Here is a 23,623-nt window from a genome sequence, read left to right on the forward strand (position 1 = left end):
GCCCGGCGCTGGCGCCGGCCTTCCCCTGAGCATTGCTACAGAGTCCAAGTCCCCCATGTCCAAGATCCTCTACACGCTGACCGACGAAGCACCGTTCCTGGCCACCCAGTCGCTGCTGCCGATCGTTGGTGCCTACACCGCCACTGCCGGCATCGTGGTGGAAACCCGTGACATCTCGCTGTCCGGCCGCATCCTGTCGCTGTTCCCGGAACTGCTGAGCGACGCGCAGAAGGTCAGCGACGACCTGGCCGAGCTGGGCCAGCTGGCGACCACCCCGGACGCCAACATCATCAAGCTGCCGAACATCTCCGCCTCGGTGCCGCAGCTGAAGGCGGCCATCAAGGAACTGCAGGACCAGGGCTATCCGCTGCCGGATTACCCGGAAACCCCGGCTGACGACCAGCAGCGCGACTACAAGGCGCGCTATGACAAGGTCAAGGGCAGCGCGGTGAACCCGGTGCTGCGCGAAGGCAACTCCGACCGCCGCGCACCGCTGTCGGTGAAGAACTATGCGCGCAAGCACCCGCACCGCATGGGCGCCTGGGCGTCGGATTCGAAGTCGCACGTCGCGCACATGGCCGCCGGTGATTTCTACGGCAGCGAAAAGTCGGCCACCCTGGCCAACGCCGGTTCGCTGAAGATCACCTTCCACGGCAAGGACGGCAGCACCGTCGTGCTGAAGGAAAAGACCGCGGTCAAGGCCGGCGAGATCGTCGACGCCGCCGTCATGAGCCGCAAGGCACTGGCCGCCTTCATCGGCGAGCAGATCGCCGATGCCAAGGCCCAGGGCGTGCTGTTCTCGCTGCACCTGAAGGCGACCATGATGAAGGTCTCCGACCCGATCATGTTCGGCGTGGCGGTCAACGAGTTCTACAAGGACGTGCTGGCCAAGCACGCCGACGTGCTCAAGCAGGCGGGTTTCGATGCCAACAACGGCATCGGTGACCTGGCCGCACGCCTGCCGTCGCTGCCGGAAGCCACCCGCGCTGCGATCGAAGCCGACCTCGCCGCCGAGTACGCACAGCGTCCGGGCGTGGCCATGGTCAACTCGGACAAGGGCATCACCAACCTGCACGTGCCGAGCGACGTGATCGTCGATGCCTCGATGCCGGCGATGATCCGCGACTCCGGCAAGATGTGGAACGCCGAAGGCAAGCTGCAGGACACCAAGGCGGTCATTCCGGATCGCTGCTACGCCGGTGTGTACCAGGCCGTCATCGACGACTGCAAGGCGCACGGCGCCTTCGACCCGGCCACCATGGGTTCGGTGCCGAACGTCGGCCTGATGGCGCAGAAGGCCGAAGAGTACGGCTCGCACGACAAGACCTTCCAGATCGCTGCTGATGGCGTGGTCAAGGTCACTGACGATGCCGGCACCGTGGTGTTCGAGCACGCCGTGGAAGCCGGTGACATCTGGCGCATGTGCCAGACCAAGGACGCGCCGATCCAGGACTGGGTCAAGCTGGCCGTCGAACGCGCCCGCCTGAGCAGCACCCCGGCCGTGTTCTGGCTCGATGCCGCCCGCGCCCACGACGCGCAGGTCATCGCCAAGGTCGAGCAGTACCTGAAGAACCACGACACCAGCGGCCTGGATATCCGCATCCTTCCGCCGGTGGAAGCCACCGCGTTCTCGCTGGACCGCATCCGCAAGGGCGAGGACACCATCTCGGTGACCGGCAACGTGCTGCGCGACTACCTGACCGACCTGTTCCCGATCATGGAGCTGGGCACCAGCGCCAAGATGCTGTCGATCGTGCCGCTGATGGCCGGTGGCGGCCTGTTCGAGACCGGCGCCGGTGGTTCGGCCCCGAAGCACGTGCAGCAGTTCGTTGAAGAGGACTACCTGCGCTGGGATTCGCTGGGCGAATTCCTGGCCTTGGCCGCGTCGCTGGAACACCTGGGCAACCGCTACGACAACGCCGCAGCCCGCGTGCTGGCCAAGGCGCTGGACGAAGCCAACGGCCAGTTCCTGGACAACGACAAGTCGCCGTCGCGCAAGCTGGGTGGCATCGACAACCGTGGCAGCCACTTCTACATCGCGCTGTACTGGGCGCAGGCGCTGGCCGCGCAGGACGAAGATGCCGCACTGAAGGCACGCTTCGCCCCGCTGGCCAAGGCGCTGACCGACAACGAGCAGAAGATCGTTGACGAGCTGATCGCGGTGCAGGGCAAGGCCGTGGACATCGGCGGCTACTACCGCCCGGACGTGGCCAAGGCCAGCAAGGCGATGCGCCCGAGCGCGACCTTCAACGCCGCGCTGGAGCAGCTGCGCGGCTGATCCATCGCCGCTCGGCCGTGACACCGGAACCCGCGCTTCGGCGCGGGTTTTTTTTGGGCCAGGATTACTGCGGCCCTTCATCCACGCATGGCGTGGATCTACCCGGGTCCAGAACCGTGACATCCATCCGCTGTCGGAATGCCGTCAAAGGGGCATGAAACTTGCCCGCGATGGTCGTCGCAGAACGGATAGGAGACAGCCTGCAACCGCCCTCGATCTGAGCAGTCGATCACGACGGCTGCCGCTGGCGATGCCCTAGCCTTGGCGACGCGAGGCCACCGGGGAGGTGGCCGCACGGGGAACACGGATGGCACGCGTGCTGGTAGTGGGAACCGACATCCAGGGCGAGCAGGCCCTGCTGCAGCGGCTGCGCGTGGCATCGGCCCTGCCGGATGGCCAGATCCGCCGCAGCCAGGACCTGGATGATTGCGATCTGCTGGTCATCCGCGATACGCCGGCGCTGCGCAACGCGGCCCAGCGCATGCGTCAGCAGCGTCCGCGACTGCAGTGCTGGATCGAAGACCTGGGCGGCCAGCTGCGTGACGGTGATGGGCACCAGGACGTGCTTGACGATGGTGCCATCGGCCGCGCGCTGCGCCGCATGCAGTTGGCACCGGAGCCCATGGCCATGCACGCACCCGCACCGATCCGTCTGGCCGATGGTGCACACGCCATCACCCGCCTGCTGCGCGAGCGGCTGCCGCTGCGACAGGGGCAGGCACTGTTGAGTGATGCGGGCGAGCCTCTGCTGCTGATGGATCTGGAGCACGACCAGGCCGTGCTGCTGCAGGAACCGGCTGCGGCGCTGGTGGAGCGTCTGGCCGATGCCTTCGAACACCTGCAACTGGATGCGCTGACACCCGCACGCCTGCAGGCGCTGGCCGGTGAGCGGCCACGCCAGCCACTGCGACCGCTGCTGTGGCAGTGGGCACAGCGCAGCCGCCATTGGCAGGCATTGGACGAACGCCTGCGTGGCGCTTCAGTGAAGCTGCTGCGCTGGCCGGACTTCCGCGTACTGGGCCACGACCATGATGGCTTCCGCCTGTGTTCGCTGCTGCTCAAGCGCGCGTGCACGGTTGACGAGTGCGTGATGCTGCTTGATTTGCCGGCTGCGGCGGTGCGCGATTTCATCCATGCCGCCTACCTGTGCGGCTACGCGCAGCTGCAGACTGCACCGGCGACGCCGCTGATGGCGACAGGTGGCACCCGCACCGACAACGGCCTGCTTGCCCGCCTGTGGCGGCACCTGCGCGGGAGCGAACGCAATGCGTGAGCACAAGGTGGTGGTGCTGGGCGGCATGGGCAGCGGCAAGTCGACCCTGGTACGCAGCATCGCGGCTGGCGCGGTGGTCGACACGGATGTGGCCAACAGTGATCGCCTCGGCGCCGACAAGGCCTCCACCACCGTAGCGCTGGACTACGCAGACATCGACCTGCCCAACGGCGAACGCCTGCGTCTCTACGGCACACCCGGCCAGCAGCGTTTCGATTTCCTGTGGCCGATCCTGCTGCAGGGCGCGCGTGGCGCGGTGCTGCTGCTGGATGCGCGCCGCGCCGGTCTGGCCAGCGAACTGGAAGGTTACCTGCAGGTGCTGCAGCCGTTCGCTTCATCCCTGGCACTGGTCGTGGCGGTCACCCACCTGGACCAGGCACCGCAGGCCGCACTGGACGACTGGGCCGCCCGTGCCTGCCTTGACGAGCAGCCGCTGCCGCTGCTCGCCGTGGATGCCCGTGACCGCGAACAGGGACTGCTGCTGATGGATGTACTGATGAGCGAAATGGAAGCGCACGCACTGGTGGCGGCGCATGGCTGACGGGCAGGCGGCGGTACTGCCTGATGCCGGCCAGCGAGAGCGCCTGCAGCCCTTGCTGCAGGATCTGCTGCAGCGTGTTGAAGGCGTGCGCACGGTCGTGCTGGCCAGCGTCGATGGTTTTGCGCTGGTGAGTGCTGGTGCCGAAGGGCGCGGCGAGCGGCTGGCGGCGATGACCAGCGCGATGCTGGCGCTGGCCGCGGCAGTTGGCCGCGAACTGCTGCTGGGCGATCTGCAGACGCTGATGCTGGAAGCCGCGGGCGGCAAGGTGCTGATGCTGGCGATCCAGGCCGAAGGGCGCGCACCGCTGCTGCTGATGGCGGCCTGCGACCAGCGCAGCGTGATCGGCCAGGTGCTGTGGCAGAGCAGGGAATGTGGCCAGGCGATCCTGGCCGAACTCGGCGGATCGTGAGCCCGGCCGCAGGGGAACGAGGGGCTCGAACCAACATCGACAAGGGGTGCGACGTGGCTGGATTGAATGAATCGTTGAACGCACTGATGGGCATCGACGGCGCGCAGGCAGTGGCGCTGGTCGACTACGAAAGCGGCATGCTGCTGGGCGAAGCCGGTGCCGGCATGGACATGGAAGTGGCCGCCGCCGGCAACACTGAAGTGATCCGCGCCAAGATGAAGACCGCCGCGTCGCTGAACCTCAACGACAGCATCGAGGACATCCTGATCTCGCTGGGCAAGGCGTACCACATCATGCGCCCGGTGGCGAAGAAGAAGGGCCTGTTCTTCTACATCGTGCTGGACCGGACCAAATCCAACCTGGCGCTGGCGCGGCGCAAGGTGCAGGACGTAGAGGCCGAACTGGCGATCTGATCCACCGGCGCGTTGTAGAGTCGAGCTTGCTCGACTGCTTCTGCCCCTGCCTTCTGTAGAGTCGAGCCGTGCTCGACTTCGGCCAAAAGCAGTCGAGCATGGCTCGACTCTACACAAGCCACCCCACGCCAGCGTATGGTGGAGACGGTCCTCCCCGGGTACGCCGTGCATGTCAGAGCCTGTCATCGCAACCGTACTGGCGCCGCGTATCGCCGGTGCCATCCGCGATGGTTTCGAGCAGTACCATGCCCGCTTCGCGGCGATCACCGCGCGGGCGCGGCAGCGCTTCGAGCAGCGCGATTGGGCTGGTGCGCGACAGGATGCGGTCGAGCGCATCGCCCTGTACGACCTGTGCATCGCCGAGCAGATGGATGCGTTGCGCCGCCTCGCCGGTGACGCGATCGGCGAGCGTGCGCTGTGGCTGCAGGTGCACGCGCAGTACAGCGGGCTGCTGCAGGGCCTGATCGACGCCGAGCTGTACAAGACCTTCTACAACACGCTGTCGCGGCGCCTGTTCGCTACCCGGGGCGTGGACCCGGCGCTGGAATTCATTGCTTTCGACGTCGAGCCCTCCGATGCAATCACCCATCCTGTCGCGCGGCATACCTACGCGGTCTCCCCGACGCGGCCGGTGGAGGCCCTGCAACGCGTGCTGGCCGACTACCGTTTCGACATCCCCTATGCGCACCAGCTGCGCTGTGCGGCGGCCATCGCCGTGCGCCTGCAGGACGACCTCGCCCATTGGGGGGACACGCCGGTACGCAGCATCGAACTGCTCGACACGGTGTTCTACCGCGAGCGCCGCGCTTACCTGGTTGGCCGCGTGTTCGGCGAGCATCGCTTTTCGCCATGCGTGATTGCCCTGGTCAACGATGCGCGCGGCCTGCGTGCCGATGCGGTGCTGACCCGGCGCCGTGATGTCGCCCATCTGTTTGGCGTGTCGCGCAGCTACTTCCAGGCTGACCTGGGCACCGTGGGCGACGCGGTGGTGTTCCTGCGCAGCCTGCTGCCGGGCAAGCCGATCGACGAGATCTACACGGTGCTGGGACGTGCCAAGCAGGGCAAGACCGAGCGCTACCGAACCTTCTTCCGACACTTCAACGAGCATCCGCAGGAACGGCTGGTGCATGCCGAAGGCACGCCGGGCATGGTCATGGCGGTGTTCACCCTGCCCAGTTATCCATTGGTGTTCAAGCTGATCCGTGACCGTTTCGCCTGGCCCAAGGCAATGTCGCGGCAGCAGGTGGAAGAGAAGTACGCGCTGGTGTTCAATCTCGATCGTGTCGGCCGCCTGCTTGATGCGCAGCCTTATCGCCACCTGCGTTTCCCGCGCGAGCGCTTCGCGCCGGCCCTGCTGGAAGAGCTGCTGCAGCAGTGCGCGCAGAGCGTACGTGTCGATGGCGACGAGGTCGAAGTCGCACTGTGCTATGTGCAACGTCGTTTCCGTCCTTTGAACCTGTACCTGCGCGAGCAGTCCGGCGAGGCGGTGCGCGCGGCGGTGCTCGACTACGCGCAGGCCATCACCGACATGGCGCGCAACAACATCTTCCCCGGCGACATGCTGCCGAAGAACTTCGGTGTGTCACGGCACGGCCGGGCCGTGTTCTATGACTATGACGAGCTGTGCCTGGTCAGCGACTGCGTGTTCCGCGCCTGGCCGCAGCCACGCACGCCAGAGGAAGCGATGGCCGACGAGCCGTGGTTCCATGTCGGCCCGCGCGACGTGTTTCCCGAGCGCTTCGGTCCGTTCATGGGCCTGCCTGCCGCGGAGCTGGCAGCCGTGCGCGAGCACTACCGGCACCTGTTCGACCCGGGCTGGTGGCAGGGCCTGCAGGAACGCTTCGCCCGGGGGGATTATCCGGACACGCCGCCCTACGCAGGCGCACACCGGCTGGCGTGAACCGGCTGTCATCGCGGCTGGGACTGGGATAGGCTCGCCGTTCATCACCAAGGATCCGGCAATGATGCGTTCCCCACTGTTTCTCGCCCTCGCGCTGGCCGTAGGTGCCGGCGCCCCCCTGCTTGCAGGCGATGCCACTGCGCAGACCGCACGTGCTGTACGTGCGACTGCGGAAATGAGCATGGTGCTGTCCGGTCATATCGAGGTCACGCCGGAGGGCGCGGTCCGTTCGCTGGTGCTGGACCAGAAAGCCATGGTGGCCCCGAGCATCGCCTCCTTCGTGGAAGGCACCATCGGTGGCTGGCGCTTCGAGCCCACGCTGCGTGATGGCCAGGCGGTGGCCACGCGGGCCCCTTTGCGCGTTCGCCTGCGCGGCAAGGCTGCGGCCGATGGCGGTTATGAAATCAGCATGACCAGTGTCGACTTCAGCGAGTACGATCCGAAGGCCACCGATTCGGTGACCCAGCTGCACATGACGCCGCCTCGCTACCCGGAAGCGGCCTACCGTAACGGTGGCCAGGGTGAGGTGCTGCTGTTGGTCAAGGTGGCCCGTGACGGAACGGTGGCCGATGTGGCCGCCGAGCAGGTGAACATGGCCGTGGTCGCACCTGAGCGGACCCTGGCGAAGATGCGCGACATCCTGGCCAGAGCCAGTGTCAGCACCGCCCGCACGTGGACCTTCAAGCCGCCGACCACCGGCGAGGACAGCACCCGGGACAGCTGGACGGTTCGCATCCCGGTGAACTTCGCCCTGAACAATGATCCCAATGCAGTGGCGGAACGCTATGGCCGCTGGCGCGCCTTCATTCCGGGGCCGCGGCAGACCGTCCCGTGGCGCGAGGCGGACCCGGTCGAGCAGGTCGGCAGCGATCTGCTGCCGGAAGGCGGCGTCTACATGGTGGACGGCGCCAAGCGCGGCCTGCGCCTGCTGACCCCGCTGGCGCAGGGCTGAGAACCGCTGCGGAGCCGGGCAGCCCGGCTCCGCGTCAGTCGGCGTACGGGTAGACCACCACCCGGTTGCGGCCCTGTTCCTTGGCCATGTACAGGGCCTTGTCGGCCAGCCGCAGCGCCTGTTCTGCGTCGACATGGAAGCTGGGGAAGTGGGCCACGCCCAGCGATACGGTGATGGTGCCGACCGGTTCGAACGGATGGTCGGCGATGTGCTGGCGCAGGCGTTCACCGGCCTGGCGGGCCGATTCAGTACTGATGCCCGGCAGCAGCAGCAGGAATTCCTCGCCGCCGGCGCGGCAGAGGATGTCGCTGTCGCGCGAGTAGCGGCGCATCTGGTCGGCGATGTGGACGATGGCGTTGTCGCCGACGTCATGCCCGTAACTGTCGTTGATCGACTTGAAGCGATCGATGTCCAACGCCAGGATCGCGAACGGAATGCCCTGCACCTGCAGCGCATCCAGCGCCTGCTGCAGCCCGCGGCGGTTGAGCAGGCCGGTCAGCGGGTCGGTGCGGCTGGCACGGTTGAGCGTGCCGATACGATCCTGCAGCGCATTGAAGCTGTGCAGCACCGCCTGTTTGAGCTGGGCGACCTCAAAGTACCAGGCGCGGATGCCGCTGACGTGGTTGATCGCGTTGCCGGTGTCCTCGCCGCCCTGCACGTTGCGCGCCAGTTGCCACAGCGGCATCGAAATGCGGCGCGCGAACCACCAGGTGACCAGCAGCGACAGCAGGCCGAGTGGAATCGCATTCCAGATCACTGCGGTCATCAACCGCGACAGCGGCTGCAGGGTGGCCTCGGTCGGGCGCTGCGCGATGATGCCCCAGCCGGTGGCCGCCACCGGTGCATAGCCGGCCAGCATCGACACGCCGCGGTTGTTGCGTACCTGCTGTGCGCCCCGTTCTCCGCGCACCACGGCCTTCACCGCCGGGTTGCCGACCACGTAGTCACCCACCCGCTTGCCATCGGCGTGGTACAGCAGGCGGCCATTGCGGTCCACCACGTACAGGTAGGAACCGTCGCGGTAGTAGTGCTTGCCCAGCAGCGTGTGCAGTGCACTGCGCTGGCGCAGGTACAGGGTGCCGCTGACATAGCCGCGATAGCGGCCCTGGCGGTCGAAGATCGGGTGCGACAGCGAGACCAGCAGCTTGCCGGTGGCCGACTGGTACGGGTCGCTGATCATCGGCTGGCGCGCCGCCAGTGCCGCGTTGTTGCCGACACTGTGCAGCACCTCACCCTGCAGCTGCAGGGTCTGCGGCGAGGTGGCGATCACCAGGCCGTCGGCGTCCACCACCAGTGAGGAGTTGAAGCTGCTGGACTGCAGCTGCAGGCGGCTGGCTTCATCCTGGGCCTGCTTCGGATCAAGGTCGTCCTCGCCCAGGCGGGTCGCGGCATAGGCCAGCTGCTGCTGCGCGGCCAGCAGGAAGTTCTGGGTGGTCTCGGCCAGCTTGGTGGCGTAGACGCGGTTGGCTTCCAGGGTATTGCCGACCAGCTGGTCGCGCTGCACCCGGTAGCTGGCCAGCAGGGTGTTGGCCAGCGCGATGATGGCGCTGAGCAGGGCCAGGGCGAGGATCAGCTTGCCCAGGTTGAGGCGGGGAGACAGCGTTCGCATGCGTCGACGGATCCGGCAGGAGGCTGGACCCGACCGGTTCTCCGGAAGGGGCGACAGCGGGAATCGGTGGCAGGGCCCACGGGGGCCGGGCAGGGTATCGCGCGGATTATCGCCAAAAGCGGGCGCGAGCGAAGTGAAGTGCGTCGCCCTGCAGGCAAAAAAAAACCTGCCGCAGCGAGCGGCAGGTTTCTTCTGATGCAGCGCCAGGGATCAGCGCTTCATCGAACCGAAGAACTCGTCGTTGGACTTGGTGTTCTTCATCTTGTCCAGCAGGAACTCCATCGCGGCCATTTCATCCATCGGATGCAGCAGCTTGCGCAGGATCCAGATCTTCTGCAGCAGCTCCGGTTCGATCAGCAGGTCTTCGCGGCGGGTGCCGGAACGGTTGATGTCGATGGCCGGGAACACGCGCTTTTCAGCGATACGGCGGCTCAGGTGCACTTCGCTGTTGCCGGTGCCCTTGAACTCTTCGTAGATCACCTCGTCCATCTTCGAGCCGGTGTCGACCAGCGCGGTGGCGATGATGGTCAGGCTGCCGCCTTCTTCCACGTTGCGCGCGGCACCGAAAAAGCGCTTCGGGCGGTGCAGGGCGTTGGCGTCCACACCACCGGTCAGCACCTTGCCCGAGCTCGGCACCACGTTGTTGTAGGCGCGGGCCAGGCGGGTGATCGAGTCGAGCAGGATCACCACGTCCTTCTTGTGCTCGACCAGGCGCTTGGCGCGCTCGATGACCATTTCGGCCACCTGCACGTGGCGCGCGGCCGGCTCGTCGAAGGTCGAGCTGATGACCTCGCCGCGCACGGTGCGCTGCATTTCGGTCACTTCTTCCGGGCGCTCGTCGATCAGCAGCACGATCAGGTGCACGTCCGGATGGTTGGTGGTGATGGCGGTGGCGACCTGCTGCATCATCATGGTCTTGCCGGCCTTCGGCTGCGACACGATGAGCGAGCGCTGGCCCTTGCCCTGCGGGGCCATCAGGTCGAGGATGCGGCCGGTGATGTCTTCCGACGAACCGTTGCCGCGCTCCAGGGTGAAGCGGCGGCGCGGGAACAGTGCGGTCAGGTTCTCGAACAGCACCTTGTTCTTCGACGCTTCGATCGGCTCGCCGTTGATGGTGTCGACGATGTTCAGCGCGAAGTAGCGCTCGCCGTCCTTCGGGAAGCGGATGCGGCCGGAGATGTGGTCGCCGGTGCGCAGGTTGAAGCGGCGGATCTGGCTGGGCGAGATGTAGGTGTCGTCCGGGCCGGCCAGGTAGCTGGCTTCAGCCGCGCGCAGGAAGCCGAAGCCGTCCGGCAGGATTTCCAGCACGCCATCGGCGGCAACGCCGTCACCGTGGCGGGTCAGCACCTTCAGCAGGGCGAAGATCACATCCTGCTTGCGGGCACGGGCCACGCCTTCGGAGATCTGCAGCTGCTCGGCGATTTCCAGCAGCTTCTGTGCCGGCATGCGCTTGAGGTCGCTCAGCGAGTAGACCGGGAAGCCCTCGGGTACGTTGGCGTGCGGGCGCGGCACGAACGGCTGCTGCTCGCCGCCGTCGTTGGGCAGGCCATCGTCGCGGAAGCGGTTGTTGCGGTCACGGTCGCGGCGGTTGCGGAAGCGGTCACGGCGGTTGCCCTGACCTTGCCCCTGGCCCTGCTGGCCGTTCTGGTTGTACGGGTTCTGGCCCTGGTTCTGGCCGCCCCCCTGGTGGTTCTGCTGGCGCGGCTGGCCGGATTCGCGACCCTCACCGCCTTCGCCACCGCCACTGCTGGCAGGGGCCTCGGCGGCGGGCGCGCTCGGTGCAGGGGCAGCAGCCGGTGCCTCGGGCGCGGCGGCCAGCGGCAGGGTCGGCTGCGCCGGCGCGGCGCTGGTTTCGGCGGCTGCCGGAGCGGCGGCCTTGCTCACGCGGGGCTTGCGCACGCGCTTTTCGGCGGGCGCATCGGCGCTGCCGGTTTCGGAAGTGTTATCGGACAAGAGCGTTATTCCTCGCTTGAAGGTGCGAGCGCCCGGCTGGGGCGGCGAACGTTGGGAATGGGTCTGGAAGAAACTGCGTCCAGAGGGTGCGGCACGCGAACGCGGCCGGATATGCCGACACTATCATCGGCCTGCGGCGCCACGCAAGGGTCGCCGGGAACAGCATTCATCATGGGCGCGGGGCGCCCGCCGGCAGCCGCGGTCGGCGGCTGCCGGAGAACAGCAGGATCAGGCCAGGGCCTTGTCCAGCAGGCCGGCCAGCTGGGCCTTGCCCACCGCACCGATCTGCTCGCCGACCTTCTCGCCGTCCTTGAACACGACCAGGTACGGAATCGAACGCACGTGGTACTTGGCGGCCAGCGCACGGTTGTGGTCGACGTTGACCTTGGCGATCTTGGCGCGGCCCTGGTAGGCATCGGCCAGTTCGTCCAGCGCCGGGGCGATCATCTTGCACGGGCCACACCACTCGGCCCAGAAATCGACCAGCACCGGTTCCTTGGAATTCAGCACTGCGCTATCAAAGTCGGCGTCGCCGACATGTACAACCTTGTCGCTCATCTTGGTTTCTCGTCTTGGATTGCACCCGGCCATGCCGGAGGTGGGTGAACTGGGCCATGCCCGGTGGCGCGACCCTCGTCGTTGCCTCGCGGCGCACTGCCGCGGTGCGTTCGGCGGGATGCCTGGACGCTCACGGCCGGCAGTGTACCCCTATCGCAGGGCGGGGACAGGCGCCGGCTGGAACCCAGCGTATCGTGATCGCTTCGATGCCTGGTATGTGTCGGATTTCACTGTCTTCCTGTACATGGGGCTGGCAGCGGGCGACACCAGCGGCCCTGGCAGGGCCGTTCAAGTCCGGTGCGGCTGGGTGAAGGGTGCCGTCTCTTGACTTTATGAGACAGCTCATTCCGGTTTGCCGGCCCGAGTGCGTTAAACTGGGGCATTGTGCGGCGCGCGGACCGGGTGGTCCCAGCCTGCCAACCCGCCGCAGGGGCCGCAGTTTGCGACGGTGCCCCTAGACGATGAAGTGCCAGCCGCCCCACGGGCCGGCGGCCATACCAAGACGGACTCATGAGCGACAAACCGCTGACCGATTTGACCTTCTCCTCCTTCGAGCTGCATCCGGCCCTGCAGGCCGGCCTTGAAGGAGCCGGATTCACCCGCTGCACCCCGATCCAGGCGCTGACCCTGCCGGTCGCGCTGCCCGGTGGTGATGTTGCCGGCCAGGCCCAGACCGGCACCGGCAAGACCCTGGCCTTCCTGGTCGCTGTCGTGAACCGCCTGCTGACGCGTCCGGCCCTGGCCGACCGCAAGCCGGAGGATCCGCGCGCGCTGATCCTCGCCCCGACCCGCGAACTGGCCATCCAGATCCACAAGGATGCGGTGAAGTTCGGTTCCGACCTGGGCCTGCGTTTCGCGCTGGTCTACGGCGGTGTGGATTACGACAAGCAGCGCGAACTGCTGCAGCAGGGCGTGGACGTGATCATCGCCACCCCGGGCCGCCTGATCGACTACGTGAAGCAGCACAAGGTGGTCTCGCTGCACGCCTGCGAGATCTGCGTGCTGGACGAAGCCGACCGCATGTTCGACCTGGGCTTCATCAAGGACATCCGCTTCCTGCTGCGCCGCATGCCCGAGCGCACCACCCGCCAGACCCTGCTGTTCAGTGCCACCCTCAGCCACCGCGTGCTGGAGCTGGCCTACGAGCACATGAACGAGCCGCAGAAGCTGGTGGTCGAGGCCGAGACCATCACCGCCGCGCGCGTGCGCCAGCGCATCTACTTCCCGGCCGACGACGAGAAGATCCCGCTGCTGCTGGGTCTGCTGTCGCGCAGCGAAGGCGCGCGCACCATGGTCTTCGTCAACACCAAGGTGTTCGTCGAACGCGTCGCCCGTTCGCTGGAAAAGGCCGGCTACCGCGTCGGCGTGCTGTCCGGCGACGTGCCGCAGAAGAAGCGTGAGAGCCTGCTCAACCGCTTCCAGAAGGGCCAGCTGGAAATCCTGGTGGCCACCGACGTGGCCGCGCGTGGCCTGCACATCGATGGCATCAAGTACGTCTACAACTACGACCTGCCGTTCGACGCCGAAGACTACGTGCACCGCATCGGCCGTACCGCGCGCCTGGGCGAAGAGGGCGATGCGATCAGCTTCGCCTGCGAACGCTATGCGATGGGCCTGCCGGACATCGAGGCCTACATCGAGCAGAAGATTCCGTCCGAGCCGGTCACCAAGGAACTGCTGACCCCGCTGCCGCGCCCGGAACGCCCGGCCCCGGCTGCGGGCGAGGAAGGCGAGGACAACGAAAGCGTCGGCCAGATCTTCCGCGAAGCGCGCGAAGCCCGCGCTGCCGAGGAAGAGCGCCGTGGCGGTGGCCGCAGTGGCGGCCGTTCCGGCAGTGGTGGTGGCCGCGGTGGCCGCGACGGTGAGCGCAGCGGCGAGCGCCGTTCGCGTGGCCCGCGCAAGCCGCGCGTGGAAGGCGAGCAGGGCGCTGCCGCCCCGGCCGCCGGTGCCGAAGGCGCTGCCGCGCAGGCCCCGCGTCCGCCGCGCCCGCCGCGTGCTGAAGGCGCACCGGAAGGTGCGGTGGACGGTGAGCACAAGCCGCGCAAGCGCCGTCGTCGTCGCCACGGCCGTCCGGTCGAAGGTGCCGAGGGTGTGCAGAACGCCGCCGGCAATGGCGCCAGCCCGGTCACCCCGGTGCAGGTGGTGGCCAAGCCGGTGCGCACGGCTGCTGATACCGGCGATTCGTTCCTGACCCGCATCGGCCGCAAGATCCGCCGGATGCTGTCGGGCAGCTGATCGGCGCTGCCGATCAGCGGGTAGCACCCGACCGTTGGTCGGGTGACCTTGACCGGTGTGCCGACCAACGGTCGGCACCCACCCTGGCCGGCAACCCACACAGCCGCCGGCCAGCGGCCGGCACTACCGATCGTATGACCGTCTCCACGACGTCGCGCCGGTCCTGCATAATCGGGGCATGAGTGTCCTGCGCTTCGACAATGTCAGCAAACAGTACGCCGGTGGCCACGAGGCGCTGACCGATGTCAGCTTCGAGGTCGCGCCGGGCGAGATGCTGTTCGTCACCGGCCATTCCGGTGCGGGCAAGAGCACCCTGCTCAAGTTGATCCACCTGGACGAGCGGCCCAGCCGCGGCGCGGTGGTGTTCGACGAGCGCAACCTGCTGAAGGTGCGCGGTGGCGACGTGCCCCGCCATCGACGCGCGGTCGGCGCGGTCTACCAGGACCACCGCCTGCTGATGGACCGCTCTATTGCCGAGAACGTGGCGCTGCCGCTGATCCTGCGCGGCACCCGCCGTAGCGACATCAACAAGCGTGTGCGCTCGGTGCTGGAGCGGATGGGCCTGGGCCATCGCGAGAAGGCACTGCCCTCGCAGCTGTCGGCCGGTGAGCAGCAGCGCGTCGGCATCGCCCGCGCCATTGTCGGTGAGCCCAAGCTGCTGGTGGCCGATGAGCCGACCGGCAACCTCGACCCGACCCTGGCGGCGGAGATCATGGCCCTGTTCGCCGAGCTGCCCGCGCGCGGCACCAGCGTGCTGGTGGTCAGTCACGACCTGCCGCTGTTGCGCCGCATGCGCAAGCGCGTGCTGATCCTTGACCACGGCCGGCTGGTGGATGACATCTCGCCGCAGGACCTGGCGGAGTAATCGATGGCGAAGAACGAAAACAGCGAAGCCGCCGCCCCGTCGCGTGTGGGCGTCTGGTTCCAGCACCACGTGCACAGCGTGGTGTTCAGCCTCGGCCGCGCCTGCCGCAAGCCGTGGGCGACCCTGCTGACGGTGATGGTCATGGCGCTGGCGCTGGCCCTGCCGCTGGGCCTGTCGATCGCGCTGGACAACCTCAAGCAGTTCGCCGGCAGCGTGCAGCAGTCGCGCGACATCAACGTGTTCCTGAAGGGCAACGTCGATGGTCCCGGCGCGCTGCGCCTGGCCGGCCAGCTGCGCGATCGCGATGACGTGGCCGAAGTGAACGTGCGCACGCCCGAGCAGGGCCTGCAGGAACTGCGCGATGCCGGCCTCGGCGAGGCGATCGATGCACTCAACGACAACCCGCTGCCCTCGCTGCTGGTGATCACTCCGGGCCAGGGCAAGGACGACGCACGCCTGGCGCGCGCGCTGGAAAGCCTGCCCGAGGCCGACCTGGTGCAGCACGATGCGCTGTGGCGCCAGCGCCTGGATGCCTGGCTGGCGTTCGGTGCGCGGCTGGTGCAGGTGCTGTCGGTGCTGCTCGGCGTGGGCGCCGCGCTGGTGGTCGGCAACACCGTGCGCCTGGACATCCAGGCCCGCCGCGAAGAGATCGGCGTGCTGCAGCTGCTCGGCGCCAGTGATGGCTTCATCCGCCGCCCGTTCCTGTACCTGGGCGCGTGGTATGGCCTGGGTGCCGGCGCAGTGGCGCTGGCCCTGATTGCTGCGGCCGGCGCTGCCTTGCGCGTGCCGCTGGCCGAACTCTCGCGCAGCTACGGCAGCCCGTTCGTGCTGCACGGCCTGGACCTGCTGCATGGCAGCCTGGTCCTGCTCGGCACACTGCTGCTGGGCTGGCTGGGCGCGTGGCTGGTGACCGGCCATTTCCTTCGCCAGACCCGCCCGACCGACACCTGAGACCGGCATGCAACCGCAAGCGCTGAAGCACCTTGAAGGGCCCGCGACGCGGGTGATGGTGGTCGATGGGTCAAAGCTGGTCCGCAAACTGATCGCCGACGTCCTGCAGCGCGACCTGCCGGGCGTGGACGTGATCGGCTGCGACAGCATCGAGGATGCGCAGCTGGCGCTGGCGCAGGGCCCGGTGGATCTGGTGACCACCTCGCTGACCCTGCGTGATGGCGACGGCCTGGCACTGGCGCGGATGGTGCGCGAAGCCGCAGGCCAGGCCTATGTGCCGGTGATCGTGGTCTCCGGCGATGCCCAGCAGCATCTGGAGCAGCGCCGCTTCACCGAGTACGTCACCGACTATTTCGACAAGGCGCTGGGCCACGAGGCACTGGCGACCTTCATCCGCGGCTACGTGCAGCCGCAGACCATTCCCGGCGCCACCATCCTCTATATCGAGGACAGCCGCGTGGTCGCCGAGGCTACCAAGCGCATGCTGGAACGCCAGCAGTTGAACGTGCTGCACGTGGTCAGCGCCGAAGAGGCGTTCACCCTGCTCACTGCCGAGTCGCTGGGCCGCAGTCGCCACCGCATCGACCTCGTGCTGACCGACGTCACCCTGAAGGGCGAACTGAGCGGTCGCGACGTGGTGCAGCGCGTGCGCGTGGACTTCGGCTACGGCAAGCGTCGCCTGCCGGTGCTGGTGATGACCGGCGATGGCAACCCGCACAACCAGACCGGGCTGCTGCAGTCCGGTGCCAACGACCTGGTGCTCAAGCCGATCGAAGAACGGCTGCTGGTCACCAAGGTGCTGTTCCAGCTGCGGCTGGCCCGGTTGAACGATGGACCCCTGATTCGATGAAGTGGCGTGATGATTGATGAAGTAGCCGGCACCCCGACGATCCAGCTCGAGCCGAGCTGGAAGCAGCATGTCGGCGATTACCTGATGCAGCCGCAGATGCGCGAGCTGTCCAGCTTCCTGCGCCAGCGCAAGGCCAGCGGTGCGGCGGTGTTCCCGCCCGGCCCGCAGATCTTCGCTGCGTTCGATGCCACGCCGTTCGAGCAGGTGAAGGTGGTGATCCTCGGCCAGGACCCGTACCACGGCCGCGGTCAGGCGCATGGGCTGAGCTTCTCGGTGGCGCCCGGAGTGCCGGTGCCGCCGTCGCTGCTGAACATCTACAAGGAGATCGAGAGCGATCTCGGTATCCCGCGTCCGGACCATGGCTGCCTGATCCCGTGGGCGCAGCGCGGTGTGCTGCTGCTCAATGCCGTGCTGACGGTGGAAGAGGGCCAGGCCGGTGCCCACCAGGGGCGTGGCTGGGAAGGTTTCACCGACCACGTGGTGGATGTGCTCAACCGCGAACGCGACGGCCTGGTGTTCATGCTCTGGGGCGCGTACGCGCAGAAGAAGGGCAAGGTCATCGACACCCGCCGCCACCGTGTGCTGAAGTCGCCGCACCCGTCGCCGCTGTCGGCCCACCGCGGCTTCCTGGGCTGCCAGCATTTCTCGATGGCCAACGAGTACCTGCAGCGCCGCGGCCAGGCCCCGATCGACTGGTCGCTGCCGCCGCGTTCGGCGCTCTGAGCGCCGGCGGGTGACCGGGGCTGAACGCCGGGCAACGTTTCCGGGCCTGAATGGGCTCTGCGGACGGCCCGTTCAGCTCCGCTTGACCGGAATCGGCCGGTTTCCAGCAGGTAATTGATTGAATTCCAAGGGATTGTGAATCCCGAAAAGCGTGCTCGCCACTGTCATCAAATCGCGCTACGGTAGGGCTCTGTTTGGGACCAGTGTTGCATCAATAGGATGCTGGAACTTTTTCCTCCTTTAGCAGTCCAAATGCCGGACTGCTAAGATGGGTGCCTATGAGCCAGAACACCTCTACTGCCCTTGTGGCAAACAATCTCCCGATTCCCAGTGCGCTCGGTTCGCTGGACGCCTACATCGGTGCCGTGCACCAGATCCCGGTGCTGTCGGTCGATGACGAACAGGACCTGGCCCGTCGCTTCCGCGACGGCAACGATCTGGACGCCGCCCGCGAGCTGGTGCATTCGCACCTGCGCTTCGTGGTGCACGTGGCCCGCGGCTACAACGGCTACGGCCTTGCGCTGGGCGACCTGATCCAGGAAGGCAACATCGGCCTGATGAAGGCGGTCAAGCGCTTCGACCCGGACATGGGCGTGCGCCTGGTCTCCTTTGCCGTGCACTGGATCCGTGCCGAGATGCACGAGTTCATCCTGAAGAACTGGCGCATCGTGAAGGTCGCCACCACCAAGGCGCAGCGCAAGCTGTTCTTCAACCTGCGCAAGTCGAAGACGCGCCTGGGCTGGATGAACGCGGCTGAAGTGAGCGCGGTGGCCAAGGACCTGAACGTGTCCGAGCGCGAGGTCATGGAAATGGAGTCGCGCCTGTCCGGTCGCGATATCGGTTTCGATGCGCCGACCGACGAGGACAACGAACACGCGCCGCCGTCGCCGGCTGCGTACCTGGTTGCCAACGACGAAGACCCGTCGATGGCCTACGAACGTGCCGACAGCGAAGACAACCAGATGCAGCTGCTGCGCGAAGGCCTGGCCGAGCTGGATGCGCGCTCGCGCGACATCATCCGCCGCCGCTGGCTGGATGCCGACAGCAAGGTGACGCTGCAGGAGCTGGCCGACGAGTACGGCGTGTCGGCCGAGCGCATCCGCCAGGTTGAAGCGAACGCGCTGAAGAAGATGAAGGCGCTGTTCACCGCGTAAGCGGGGTGGCGCTGGATTGAAGAAAGGCCCGGCAATGCCGGGCTTTTTCTTTTTTGGTGGCGTTCTCATCCACGCATGGCGTGGCTCTACTCTGACGTCGGGGCGGTGGTTGCGCCGGCCGGGTCATGCGCTGGATCCTGATGTTCACGCTGTACCACGCAGTGGCACGGTATGATCATGCCACGCGTCTTCCTCACACGAAGTTTCAATCGCAGCATGCGCAGGACCACCCTGTCCGACGCTGCGCTGTATCGGTCGGTACGTGAAATGGAAGCGGGTCTGGTGGATGCTGATCTTGGCGGCGGAATCTTCAAGAAGCGCGTTGCCTTGCCGGGGCGAGGAAAGCGTGGGAGCGTTCGAATCATCGTCGCCACACAGCGAGGCGGGCATTGGTTCTTACTTTTCGGCTACGAGAAGAATGAGCGTGCTGCGATCACGAATGCGGAACGCGATGCGCTGCAGTTGTACGCATCGGAGTTCCTGAAAATGAGTGCGGCGCAGTTGAATCGTGCCGTGGAGTACGGGGATCTACAGGAGATCGACCATGACGAAGACCCCTGAGCGACGGCGCGCGAAAAGTGCGCTTCTTGAAGCGGTGCATGATGCCGCTGTGAGTCTGCACGCGCATGGTTTCATCGATAAACGTCGATTGAGCAGCTACGAAGCGCTTTGCCTTGAGCCGGTGCCTGAGTACAGCAGTGCCCAGATACGTGCCCTGCGTACGTCATTGCAGCTCAGTCAGCCGGTCTTTGCGGGAGTTCTCAATACCAGCGTTTCCACCGTACGCAGCTGGGAGCAGGGCGAAAAGAAGCCCAGCGGACCGTCACTGAAGTTGCTTAACCTGATTGATCGGAAGGGACTCGAAGCAGTCCTGTAAAGCAAAGGCCCGGTTCTGACGGGCCTTTGCCTTTCCGTGGTGTTCAATCCACGCATGGCGTGGATCCACCCCGGCGGTGTGGCGCCTGTAGAGCCACGCCATGCGTGGCTGCGGCGCCGGACCTCACCCCTCGCGTGCGATCGCCCGCCAGCCGATGTCGTTGCGGTGGAACTCGTTGGCCCAGGTCACCTTGGCCACGCCTGCATACGCATTCGCCTGCGCGTCGCGCACGCTGTCGCCCAGCGCCGCCACGCACAGCACGCGGCCACCCGCACTGACCACCTGGCCCTGTGCATCCAGCGCGGTGCCAGCATGGAACACCTTGGCACTGGCCGGCACATCATCCAGGCCGGAAATCACGTCACCGGTGATCGGTGCTTCCGGGTAGGGCTTCGCGGCCAGCACCACGCCCAGCGACGGGCGCGGATCCCAGTGTGCTTCCACCTGATCCAGGCGGCCATCGATGGCGGCTTCCACCAGCTCGACCAGGTCCGACTGCAGGCGCAGCATCACCGGCTGGGTTTCCGGATCGCCGAAGCGCACGTTGAATTCGATCACCTTCGGCGCGCCGCTGGCATCGATCATCAGGCCGGCATAGAGGAAGCCGGTGAACGGGATGCCGTCGGCGATCATGCCCTGCACGGTCGGGTTCACTACCTCGCGCATCACGCGGGCGTGCACCTCCGGGGTGACCACCGGGGCCGGCGAATAGGCGCCCATGCCGCCGGTATTCGGGCCGGTATCGCCGTCGCCGACGCGCTTGTGGTCCTGCGAGGTGGCCATCGGCAGCGCATGCACGCCGTCCACCATCGAAATGAAGCTGGCTTCCTCGCCGTCGAGGAATTCCTCGATCACCACACGTGCGCCGGCATCGCCGAACGCGTTGCCAGAGAGCATGTCACGCACCGCGTCCTCGGCTTCGGCCAGGGTCATCGCCACGATCACGCCCTTGCCGGCGGCCAGGCCATCGGCCTTGACCACGATCGGTGCGCCCTTCTCGCGGATGTAGGCCAGCGCGGCGTCCACCTCGGTGTGCACGGCGTAGAACGCGGTGGGGATGTTGTGGCGGGCCAGGAAGTCCTTGGCGTAGGCCTTGCTGCCTTCCAGCTGCGCGGCAGCAGCGGTCGGCCCGAAGATGCGCAGGCCGGCGGCGCGGAAGCGGTCGACCACGCCGGCCACCAGCGGTACTTCCGGGCCGACCACGGTCAGCGCCACGCCTTCGGCCTGTGCCAGCGCCAGCAGGCCGTCGATATCGGTGACCTTGACCGCCACGTTGCGGCACTTGTCTTCGCTGGCGGTGCCGGCGTTGCCGGGCGCCACGATCACTTCGGTGACACGGGAGGACTGGGCCAGCTTCCATGCCAGGGCGTGTTCGCGGCCGCCAGAGCCGATGACAAGTACGTTCATCACGAGATTCCAGATTGCGTGGGAAGGGAAGATCGATATCCCCGGCGGCGCGCGTGGTTCACTCGCAGCCTTCGCGTCGCAGCGATTCGGGGAAGGAATAGGCCCAGGTCTTCGGGTCCAGGGTGAAGCGGTGTTCCTGCCGGACCTGCTTGCCACCGCAGGTGGTGCCGGTTTCGTCGATCAGCAATGGCCAGACCCGCGCGCTGCGGTCGCTGTCGTCGAAACGCAGGGCGAAATCGATGCTGAAACGGCGGGTGCGGCAGTCGTTGGCGGTGTCCGGGTCGGTACTGGCGTCGACCGTGTCGCACTCGTACTGGGCGTCATTGTCGATATGGCTGCGCACGCTGCCACTGGCCACCAGGCCGTTCGGGCCCGGCAGGATCAGCGACTGCGAGAGCAGCGAGAAGCCCTGCCCGAACCAGCCGTCCTCGACGCGGAAACCATAGAAGTCACTGCCGGCGCGGATGATGCTGGCGGTGCCGGGCTGGCCGCCGCTACCGAAGCGCTCGCCGGTCAGTTCGCTGGTCACCTCGAAGCCATCGCCCTTGGGGCGCAGCACAAAGAACTCGATGGTTCCCGGGTCGATGTGCGCGCCATCGACCAGCGCACCGCACACGGCCAACAACTGCTGCCAGCTGTCCCCGCTCACCACCGGTTGTTCCGCGCAGACCTGCCAGTCCACCGCATGGGTATCGCCATCGTCGGTCCAGCTGCCGCGCCATTCAGCGGAGAGCGTGGCGTTGCTGCCGTAGCGCTGGACCAGGAAAGCCTGCAGTCGTGCGGTGCGGCTGACATGCTGCGCCGGTGAGGCGGGGGCCATCGCAGGCGCATCTGCCTTCGGGCTCGCGCTGGGCTCGACAGCAGGCTTGCAGCCGGCCAGCATGGCCGCGCCCGCGAGGGCGAGGGCGGCCAGCGATTTCATTGAAACTGTGGACATCCGTGTCGCTCCAGGATCAGTGGCGGAAGTGGCGCACGCCGGTGAACACCATGGCCAGGCCATGTTCGTCGGCGGCGGCGATCACTTCGGCATCGCGCATCGAACCGCCCGGCTGGATGACCGCCTTGATGCCGGCGGCGGCAGCGGCATCGATGCCGTCGCGGAACGGGAAGAACGCATCGGAGGCCATCACCGAGCCCTCGACCACCAGGTTCGCATCGGCGGCCTTGATGCCGGCGATGCGGGCCGAGTACACGCGGCTCATCTGGCCGGCACCGACACCAATGGTGCGGTTGTCCTTGGCATAGACGATCGCGTTGGATTTCACGAACTTGGCCACCTTCCAGGCGAACAGCAGGTCGGTGAACTGCTTGTCGGTCGGCGCCAGCTTGCTGACCACCTTCAGTTCGTCGCGGGTCATGCCGCGGTTGTCCGAGGACTGCAGCAGCAGGCCCGAGCCGACGCGCTTGCTGTCGAAGTTGTTCAGGCCATCGCCGTGCGGGATGCGCAGCACGCGCACGTTGGCCTTCTTCTGCGCGTATTCCAGCGCGGCCGGCTCGTAGTCCGGGGCGATCAGCACTTCGACGAACTGGCGGTCCAGAATCACCTTGGCGGTGGCGGCGTCCAGCGGTTTGTTGAAGGCAATGATGCCGCCGAAGGCGCTGGTCGGGTCGGTGGCGTAGGCCAGCTCGTAGGCATCGCCGTTGCCGGCACCGACGGCCACGCCGCACGGGTTGGCGTGCTTGACGATGACGCAGGCCGGCGCATCGAACTGGCGCACGCATTCCCACGCCGCGTCGGCATCGGCCAGGTTGTTGTAGCTCAGTTCCTTGCCCTGCAGCTGCTGGAAGGTCGCCAGCGTGCCCGGCACCGGGTACAGGTCGCGGTAGAACGCGCCGCTCTGGTGCGGGTTCTCGCCGTAGCGCAGGTCCATCACCTTCACGAAGGTGGAATTCATCTGTGCCGGGTACTCGGCACGCGCCGGCACCGCGGCGTCGGTGGCGGTGACCGCCGACAGGTAGTTGCTGATCGCGGCGTCGTACTGGGCGACGCGGTTGAACGCGGCCACCGAGAACGCGAAGCGGGTGGCGGCCGACAGCTGGCCGTCGTTGGCGTCCAGCGAGGCCAGCAGCTCGGCGTACTGCGACGGGTCGGTGGCCACCGCCACGCGGGCGAAGTTCTTGGCCGCCGAGCGCAGCATCGCCGGGCCGCCGATGTCGATGTTCTCGACCGCGTCGGCGAGGGTGCAGTCGGCCTTGGCGGTGACCGACTCGAACGGGTACAGGTTCAGCACCAGCAGGTCGATGGCACCGATGCCGTGCTCGGCCATCACCGCATCATCCAGGCCGGAACGGCCCAGCAGGCCGCCATGCACCATCGGGTGCAGGGTCTTGACCCGGCCGTCCATCATTTCCGGGAAGCCGGTGACGTCGGCCACGTCCTTCACGGCCAGGCCGGCATCGCGGATCGCCTTGGCGGTGCCGCCGGTGGACAGCAGCTCCACGCCGCGTGCCGCCAGCGCAGTGGCCAGCTCGACCAGACCGGTCTTGTCGGAAACGGAGAGGAGGGCCCGGCGGACGGGCAACAGATCAGCAGTCATGGGACAGAATCGGCAGCGGAGCGGGGCCGATATTGTAGGCGGTGGGGGCCGGTGGCGGGCGCTGGAAGGGGCAATTTGCCATGGCAATCGACGTAAGGCCGGGTCGGGCACATCGATCCGGACCGGTCCGGGGGCTGG

The 23,623-nt window shown here is 67.0% G+C and carries 21 protein-coding genes; 15 read left to right on the forward strand and 6 right to left on the reverse strand.

Annotation, left to right across the window (positions count from 1 at the left end; genetic code table 11):
• The first annotated feature begins 55 nt into the window (after positions 1–55).
• The 7 genes from V3B64_RS04905 (at position 56) to V3B64_RS04935 (ending at position 7,766) form a co-directional block, all read left to right on the forward strand.
• Positions 56–2,278, forward strand: a complete 2,223-nt coding sequence (locus tag V3B64_RS04905) for an NADP-dependent isocitrate dehydrogenase (RefSeq protein WP_049463298.1) — start codon at positions 56–58, stop codon at positions 2,276–2,278.
• Between the two features lie 307 nt (positions 2,279–2,585).
• Positions 2,586–3,551, forward strand: coding sequence for a hypothetical protein (locus V3B64_RS04910; protein ID WP_329913737.1), 966 nt, complete (start codon positions 2,586–2,588; stop codon positions 3,549–3,551).
• A complete protein-coding gene (locus V3B64_RS04915; RefSeq protein WP_032130283.1) occupies positions 3,544–4,092 on the forward strand; it encodes an ATP/GTP-binding protein in 549 nt (182 codons plus the stop codon). Before V3B64_RS04910 ends, V3B64_RS04915 begins: the two co-directional genes overlap by 8 nt.
• Complete coding sequence (locus tag V3B64_RS04920; RefSeq protein ID WP_006398057.1) at positions 4,085–4,501, forward strand: roadblock/LC7 domain-containing protein; 417 nt, start codon at positions 4,085–4,087, stop codon at positions 4,499–4,501. The genes V3B64_RS04915 and V3B64_RS04920 overlap by 8 nt, the downstream gene beginning before the upstream one ends.
• Positions 4,502–4,554: 53 nt before the next feature.
• Positions 4,555–4,914, forward strand: coding sequence for a hypothetical protein (locus V3B64_RS04925; RefSeq protein ID WP_005419760.1), 360 nt, complete (start codon positions 4,555–4,557; stop codon positions 4,912–4,914).
• A gap of 169 nt (positions 4,915–5,083) precedes the next feature.
• The gene (aceK, locus tag V3B64_RS04930) at positions 5,084–6,814 is read left to right on the forward strand and encodes a bifunctional isocitrate dehydrogenase kinase/phosphatase (protein ID WP_049424082.1); all 1,731 of its coding nucleotides are present in this window, start codon (positions 5,084–5,086) and stop codon (positions 6,812–6,814) included.
• A 61-nt stretch (positions 6,815–6,875) separates the two neighbouring features.
• Positions 6,876–7,766 (forward strand): energy transducer TonB, encoded by an 891-nt coding sequence (locus V3B64_RS04935; protein WP_032130286.1) that lies wholly within the window; start codon positions 6,876–6,878, stop codon positions 7,764–7,766.
• Positions 7,767–7,800: 34 nt separating this feature from the next.
• Here the strand turns inward: V3B64_RS04935 and V3B64_RS04940 are convergent, their stop codons facing one another.
• The 3 genes from V3B64_RS04940 to trxA all read right to left on the reverse strand — a co-directional run bounded on the left by V3B64_RS04940 (position 7,801) and on the right by trxA (position 11,886).
• Positions 7,801–9,375 carry a sensor domain-containing diguanylate cyclase gene (locus V3B64_RS04940; RefSeq protein ID WP_032130287.1) on the reverse strand — a complete coding sequence of 525 codons (1,575 nt, stop codon included), beginning with the start codon at positions 9,373–9,375 and terminating at the stop codon, positions 7,801–7,803.
• Positions 9,376–9,585: 210 nt separating this feature from the next.
• A complete protein-coding gene (rho, locus tag V3B64_RS04945; RefSeq protein WP_029379723.1) occupies positions 9,586–11,328 on the reverse strand; it encodes a transcription termination factor Rho in 1,743 nt (580 codons plus the stop codon).
• Between the two features lie 228 nt (positions 11,329–11,556).
• Entirely contained in the window at positions 11,557–11,886 is a 330-nt protein-coding gene (gene trxA / locus V3B64_RS04950; RefSeq protein ID WP_005411275.1) for a thioredoxin, read from the reverse strand.
• A gap of 510 nt (positions 11,887–12,396) precedes the next feature.
• On the opposite strand from trxA, the gene rhlB reads away from it, so the two are divergent.
• From rhlB to V3B64_RS04990, 8 genes are all read left to right on the forward strand, one after another.
• Positions 12,397–14,121, forward strand: a complete 1,725-nt coding sequence (gene rhlB / locus V3B64_RS04955) for an ATP-dependent RNA helicase RhlB (protein WP_032129537.1) — start codon at positions 12,397–12,399, stop codon at positions 14,119–14,121.
• A 178-nt stretch (positions 14,122–14,299) separates the two neighbouring features.
• On the forward strand, positions 14,300–14,986 hold the full coding sequence (gene ftsE / locus V3B64_RS04960; RefSeq protein WP_032129538.1) for a cell division ATP-binding protein FtsE: 687 nt from the start codon (positions 14,300–14,302) through the stop codon (positions 14,984–14,986).
• Between the two features lie 3 nt (positions 14,987–14,989).
• On the forward strand, positions 14,990–15,937 hold the full coding sequence (ftsX, locus tag V3B64_RS04965) for a permease-like cell division protein FtsX (RefSeq protein ID WP_010481047.1): 948 nt from the start codon (positions 14,990–14,992) through the stop codon (positions 15,935–15,937).
• A gap of 7 nt (positions 15,938–15,944) precedes the next feature.
• Complete coding sequence (locus V3B64_RS04970) at positions 15,945–16,787, forward strand: response regulator (protein WP_164080322.1); 843 nt, start codon at positions 15,945–15,947, stop codon at positions 16,785–16,787.
• Between the two features lie 9 nt (positions 16,788–16,796).
• Positions 16,797–17,510 carry a uracil-DNA glycosylase gene (gene ung, locus V3B64_RS04975; protein WP_049400766.1) on the forward strand — a complete coding sequence of 238 codons (714 nt, stop codon included), beginning with the start codon at positions 16,797–16,799 and terminating at the stop codon, positions 17,508–17,510.
• A gap of 278 nt (positions 17,511–17,788) precedes the next feature.
• The gene (gene rpoH / locus V3B64_RS04980) at positions 17,789–18,664 is read left to right on the forward strand and encodes an RNA polymerase sigma factor RpoH (protein ID WP_032129545.1); all 876 of its coding nucleotides are present in this window, start codon (positions 17,789–17,791) and stop codon (positions 18,662–18,664) included.
• A gap of 171 nt (positions 18,665–18,835) precedes the next feature.
• Positions 18,836–19,225: a type II toxin-antitoxin system RelE/ParE family toxin gene (locus tag V3B64_RS04985; protein WP_121504249.1), complete on the forward strand. Its 390-nt coding sequence runs from the start codon at positions 18,836–18,838 to the stop codon at positions 19,223–19,225.
• The gene (locus V3B64_RS04990) at positions 19,209–19,541 is read left to right on the forward strand and encodes a DNA-binding transcriptional regulator (protein ID WP_019338970.1); all 333 of its coding nucleotides are present in this window, start codon (positions 19,209–19,211) and stop codon (positions 19,539–19,541) included. The genes V3B64_RS04985 and V3B64_RS04990 overlap by 17 nt, the downstream gene beginning before the upstream one ends.
• A 123-nt stretch (positions 19,542–19,664) precedes the next feature.
• Here the strand turns inward: V3B64_RS04990 and purD are convergent, their stop codons facing one another.
• From purD to purH, 3 genes are read right to left on the reverse strand one after another with little or no spacing between them, the layout of a single operon-like run.
• On the reverse strand, positions 19,665–20,948 hold the full coding sequence (gene purD, locus V3B64_RS04995; protein ID WP_329913739.1) for a phosphoribosylamine--glycine ligase: 1,284 nt from the start codon (positions 20,946–20,948) through the stop codon (positions 19,665–19,667).
• A 58-nt stretch (positions 20,949–21,006) separates the two neighbouring features.
• Positions 21,007–21,885, reverse strand: coding sequence for a hypothetical protein (locus V3B64_RS05000; protein WP_329913741.1), 879 nt, complete (start codon positions 21,883–21,885; stop codon positions 21,007–21,009).
• 16 nt (positions 21,886–21,901) lie between these two features.
• The gene (gene purH / locus V3B64_RS05005) at positions 21,902–23,485 is read right to left on the reverse strand and encodes a bifunctional phosphoribosylaminoimidazolecarboxamide formyltransferase/IMP cyclohydrolase (protein WP_099473486.1); all 1,584 of its coding nucleotides are present in this window, start codon (positions 23,483–23,485) and stop codon (positions 21,902–21,904) included.
• Positions 23,486–23,623: the final 138 nt, after the last annotated feature.

The organism is Stenotrophomonas sp. SMYL86, from assembly GCF_036320025.1.
GTDB lineage: Bacteria > Pseudomonadota > Gammaproteobacteria > Xanthomonadales > Xanthomonadaceae > Stenotrophomonas > Stenotrophomonas maltophilia_A.

Bases quoted from the DNA above. Each gene is read 5' to 3' on its own strand.
- V3B64_RS04905 (WP_049463298.1), top strand. From the start codon at position 56: ATGTCCAAGATCCTCTACACGCTGACCGACGAAGCACCGTTCCTGGCC.
- V3B64_RS04910 (WP_329913737.1), top strand. From the start codon at position 2,586: ATGGCACGCGTGCTGGTAGTGGGAACCGACATCCAGGGCGAGCAGGCC.
- V3B64_RS04915 (WP_032130283.1), top strand. From the start codon at position 3,544: ATGCGTGAGCACAAGGTGGTGGTGCTGGGCGGCATGGGCAGCGGCAAG.
- V3B64_RS04920 (WP_006398057.1), top strand. From the start codon at position 4,085: ATGGCTGACGGGCAGGCGGCGGTACTGCCTGATGCCGGCCAGCGAGAG.
- aceK (WP_049424082.1), top strand. From the start codon at position 5,084: ATGTCAGAGCCTGTCATCGCAACCGTACTGGCGCCGCGTATCGCCGGT.
- V3B64_RS04935 (WP_032130286.1), top strand. From the start codon at position 6,876: ATGATGCGTTCCCCACTGTTTCTCGCCCTCGCGCTGGCCGTAGGTGCC.
- V3B64_RS04940 (WP_032130287.1), bottom strand. From the start codon at position 9,375: ATGCGAACGCTGTCTCCCCGCCTCAACCTGGGCAAGCTGATCCTCGCC.
- trxA (WP_005411275.1), bottom strand. From the start codon at position 11,886: ATGAGCGACAAGGTTGTACATGTCGGCGACGCCGACTTTGATAGCGCA.
- rhlB (WP_032129537.1), top strand. From the start codon at position 12,397: ATGAGCGACAAACCGCTGACCGATTTGACCTTCTCCTCCTTCGAGCTG.
- ftsE (WP_032129538.1), top strand. From the start codon at position 14,300: ATGAGTGTCCTGCGCTTCGACAATGTCAGCAAACAGTACGCCGGTGGC.
- ftsX (WP_010481047.1), top strand. From the start codon at position 14,990: ATGGCGAAGAACGAAAACAGCGAAGCCGCCGCCCCGTCGCGTGTGGGC.
- V3B64_RS04970 (WP_164080322.1), top strand. From the start codon at position 15,945: ATGCAACCGCAAGCGCTGAAGCACCTTGAAGGGCCCGCGACGCGGGTG.
- ung (WP_049400766.1), top strand. From the start codon at position 16,797: ATGATTGATGAAGTAGCCGGCACCCCGACGATCCAGCTCGAGCCGAGC.
- rpoH (WP_032129545.1), top strand. From the start codon at position 17,789: ATGAGCCAGAACACCTCTACTGCCCTTGTGGCAAACAATCTCCCGATT.
- V3B64_RS04985 (WP_121504249.1), top strand. From the start codon at position 18,836: ATGATCATGCCACGCGTCTTCCTCACACGAAGTTTCAATCGCAGCATG.
- V3B64_RS04990 (WP_019338970.1), top strand. From the start codon at position 19,209: ATGACGAAGACCCCTGAGCGACGGCGCGCGAAAAGTGCGCTTCTTGAA.
- purD (WP_329913739.1), bottom strand. From the start codon at position 20,948: ATGAACGTACTTGTCATCGGCTCTGGCGGCCGCGAACACGCCCTGGCA.
- V3B64_RS05000 (WP_329913741.1), bottom strand. From the start codon at position 21,885: ATGTCCACAGTTTCAATGAAATCGCTGGCCGCCCTCGCCCTCGCGGGC.
- purH (WP_099473486.1), bottom strand. From the start codon at position 23,485: ATGACTGCTGATCTGTTGCCCGTCCGCCGGGCCCTCCTCTCCGTTTCC.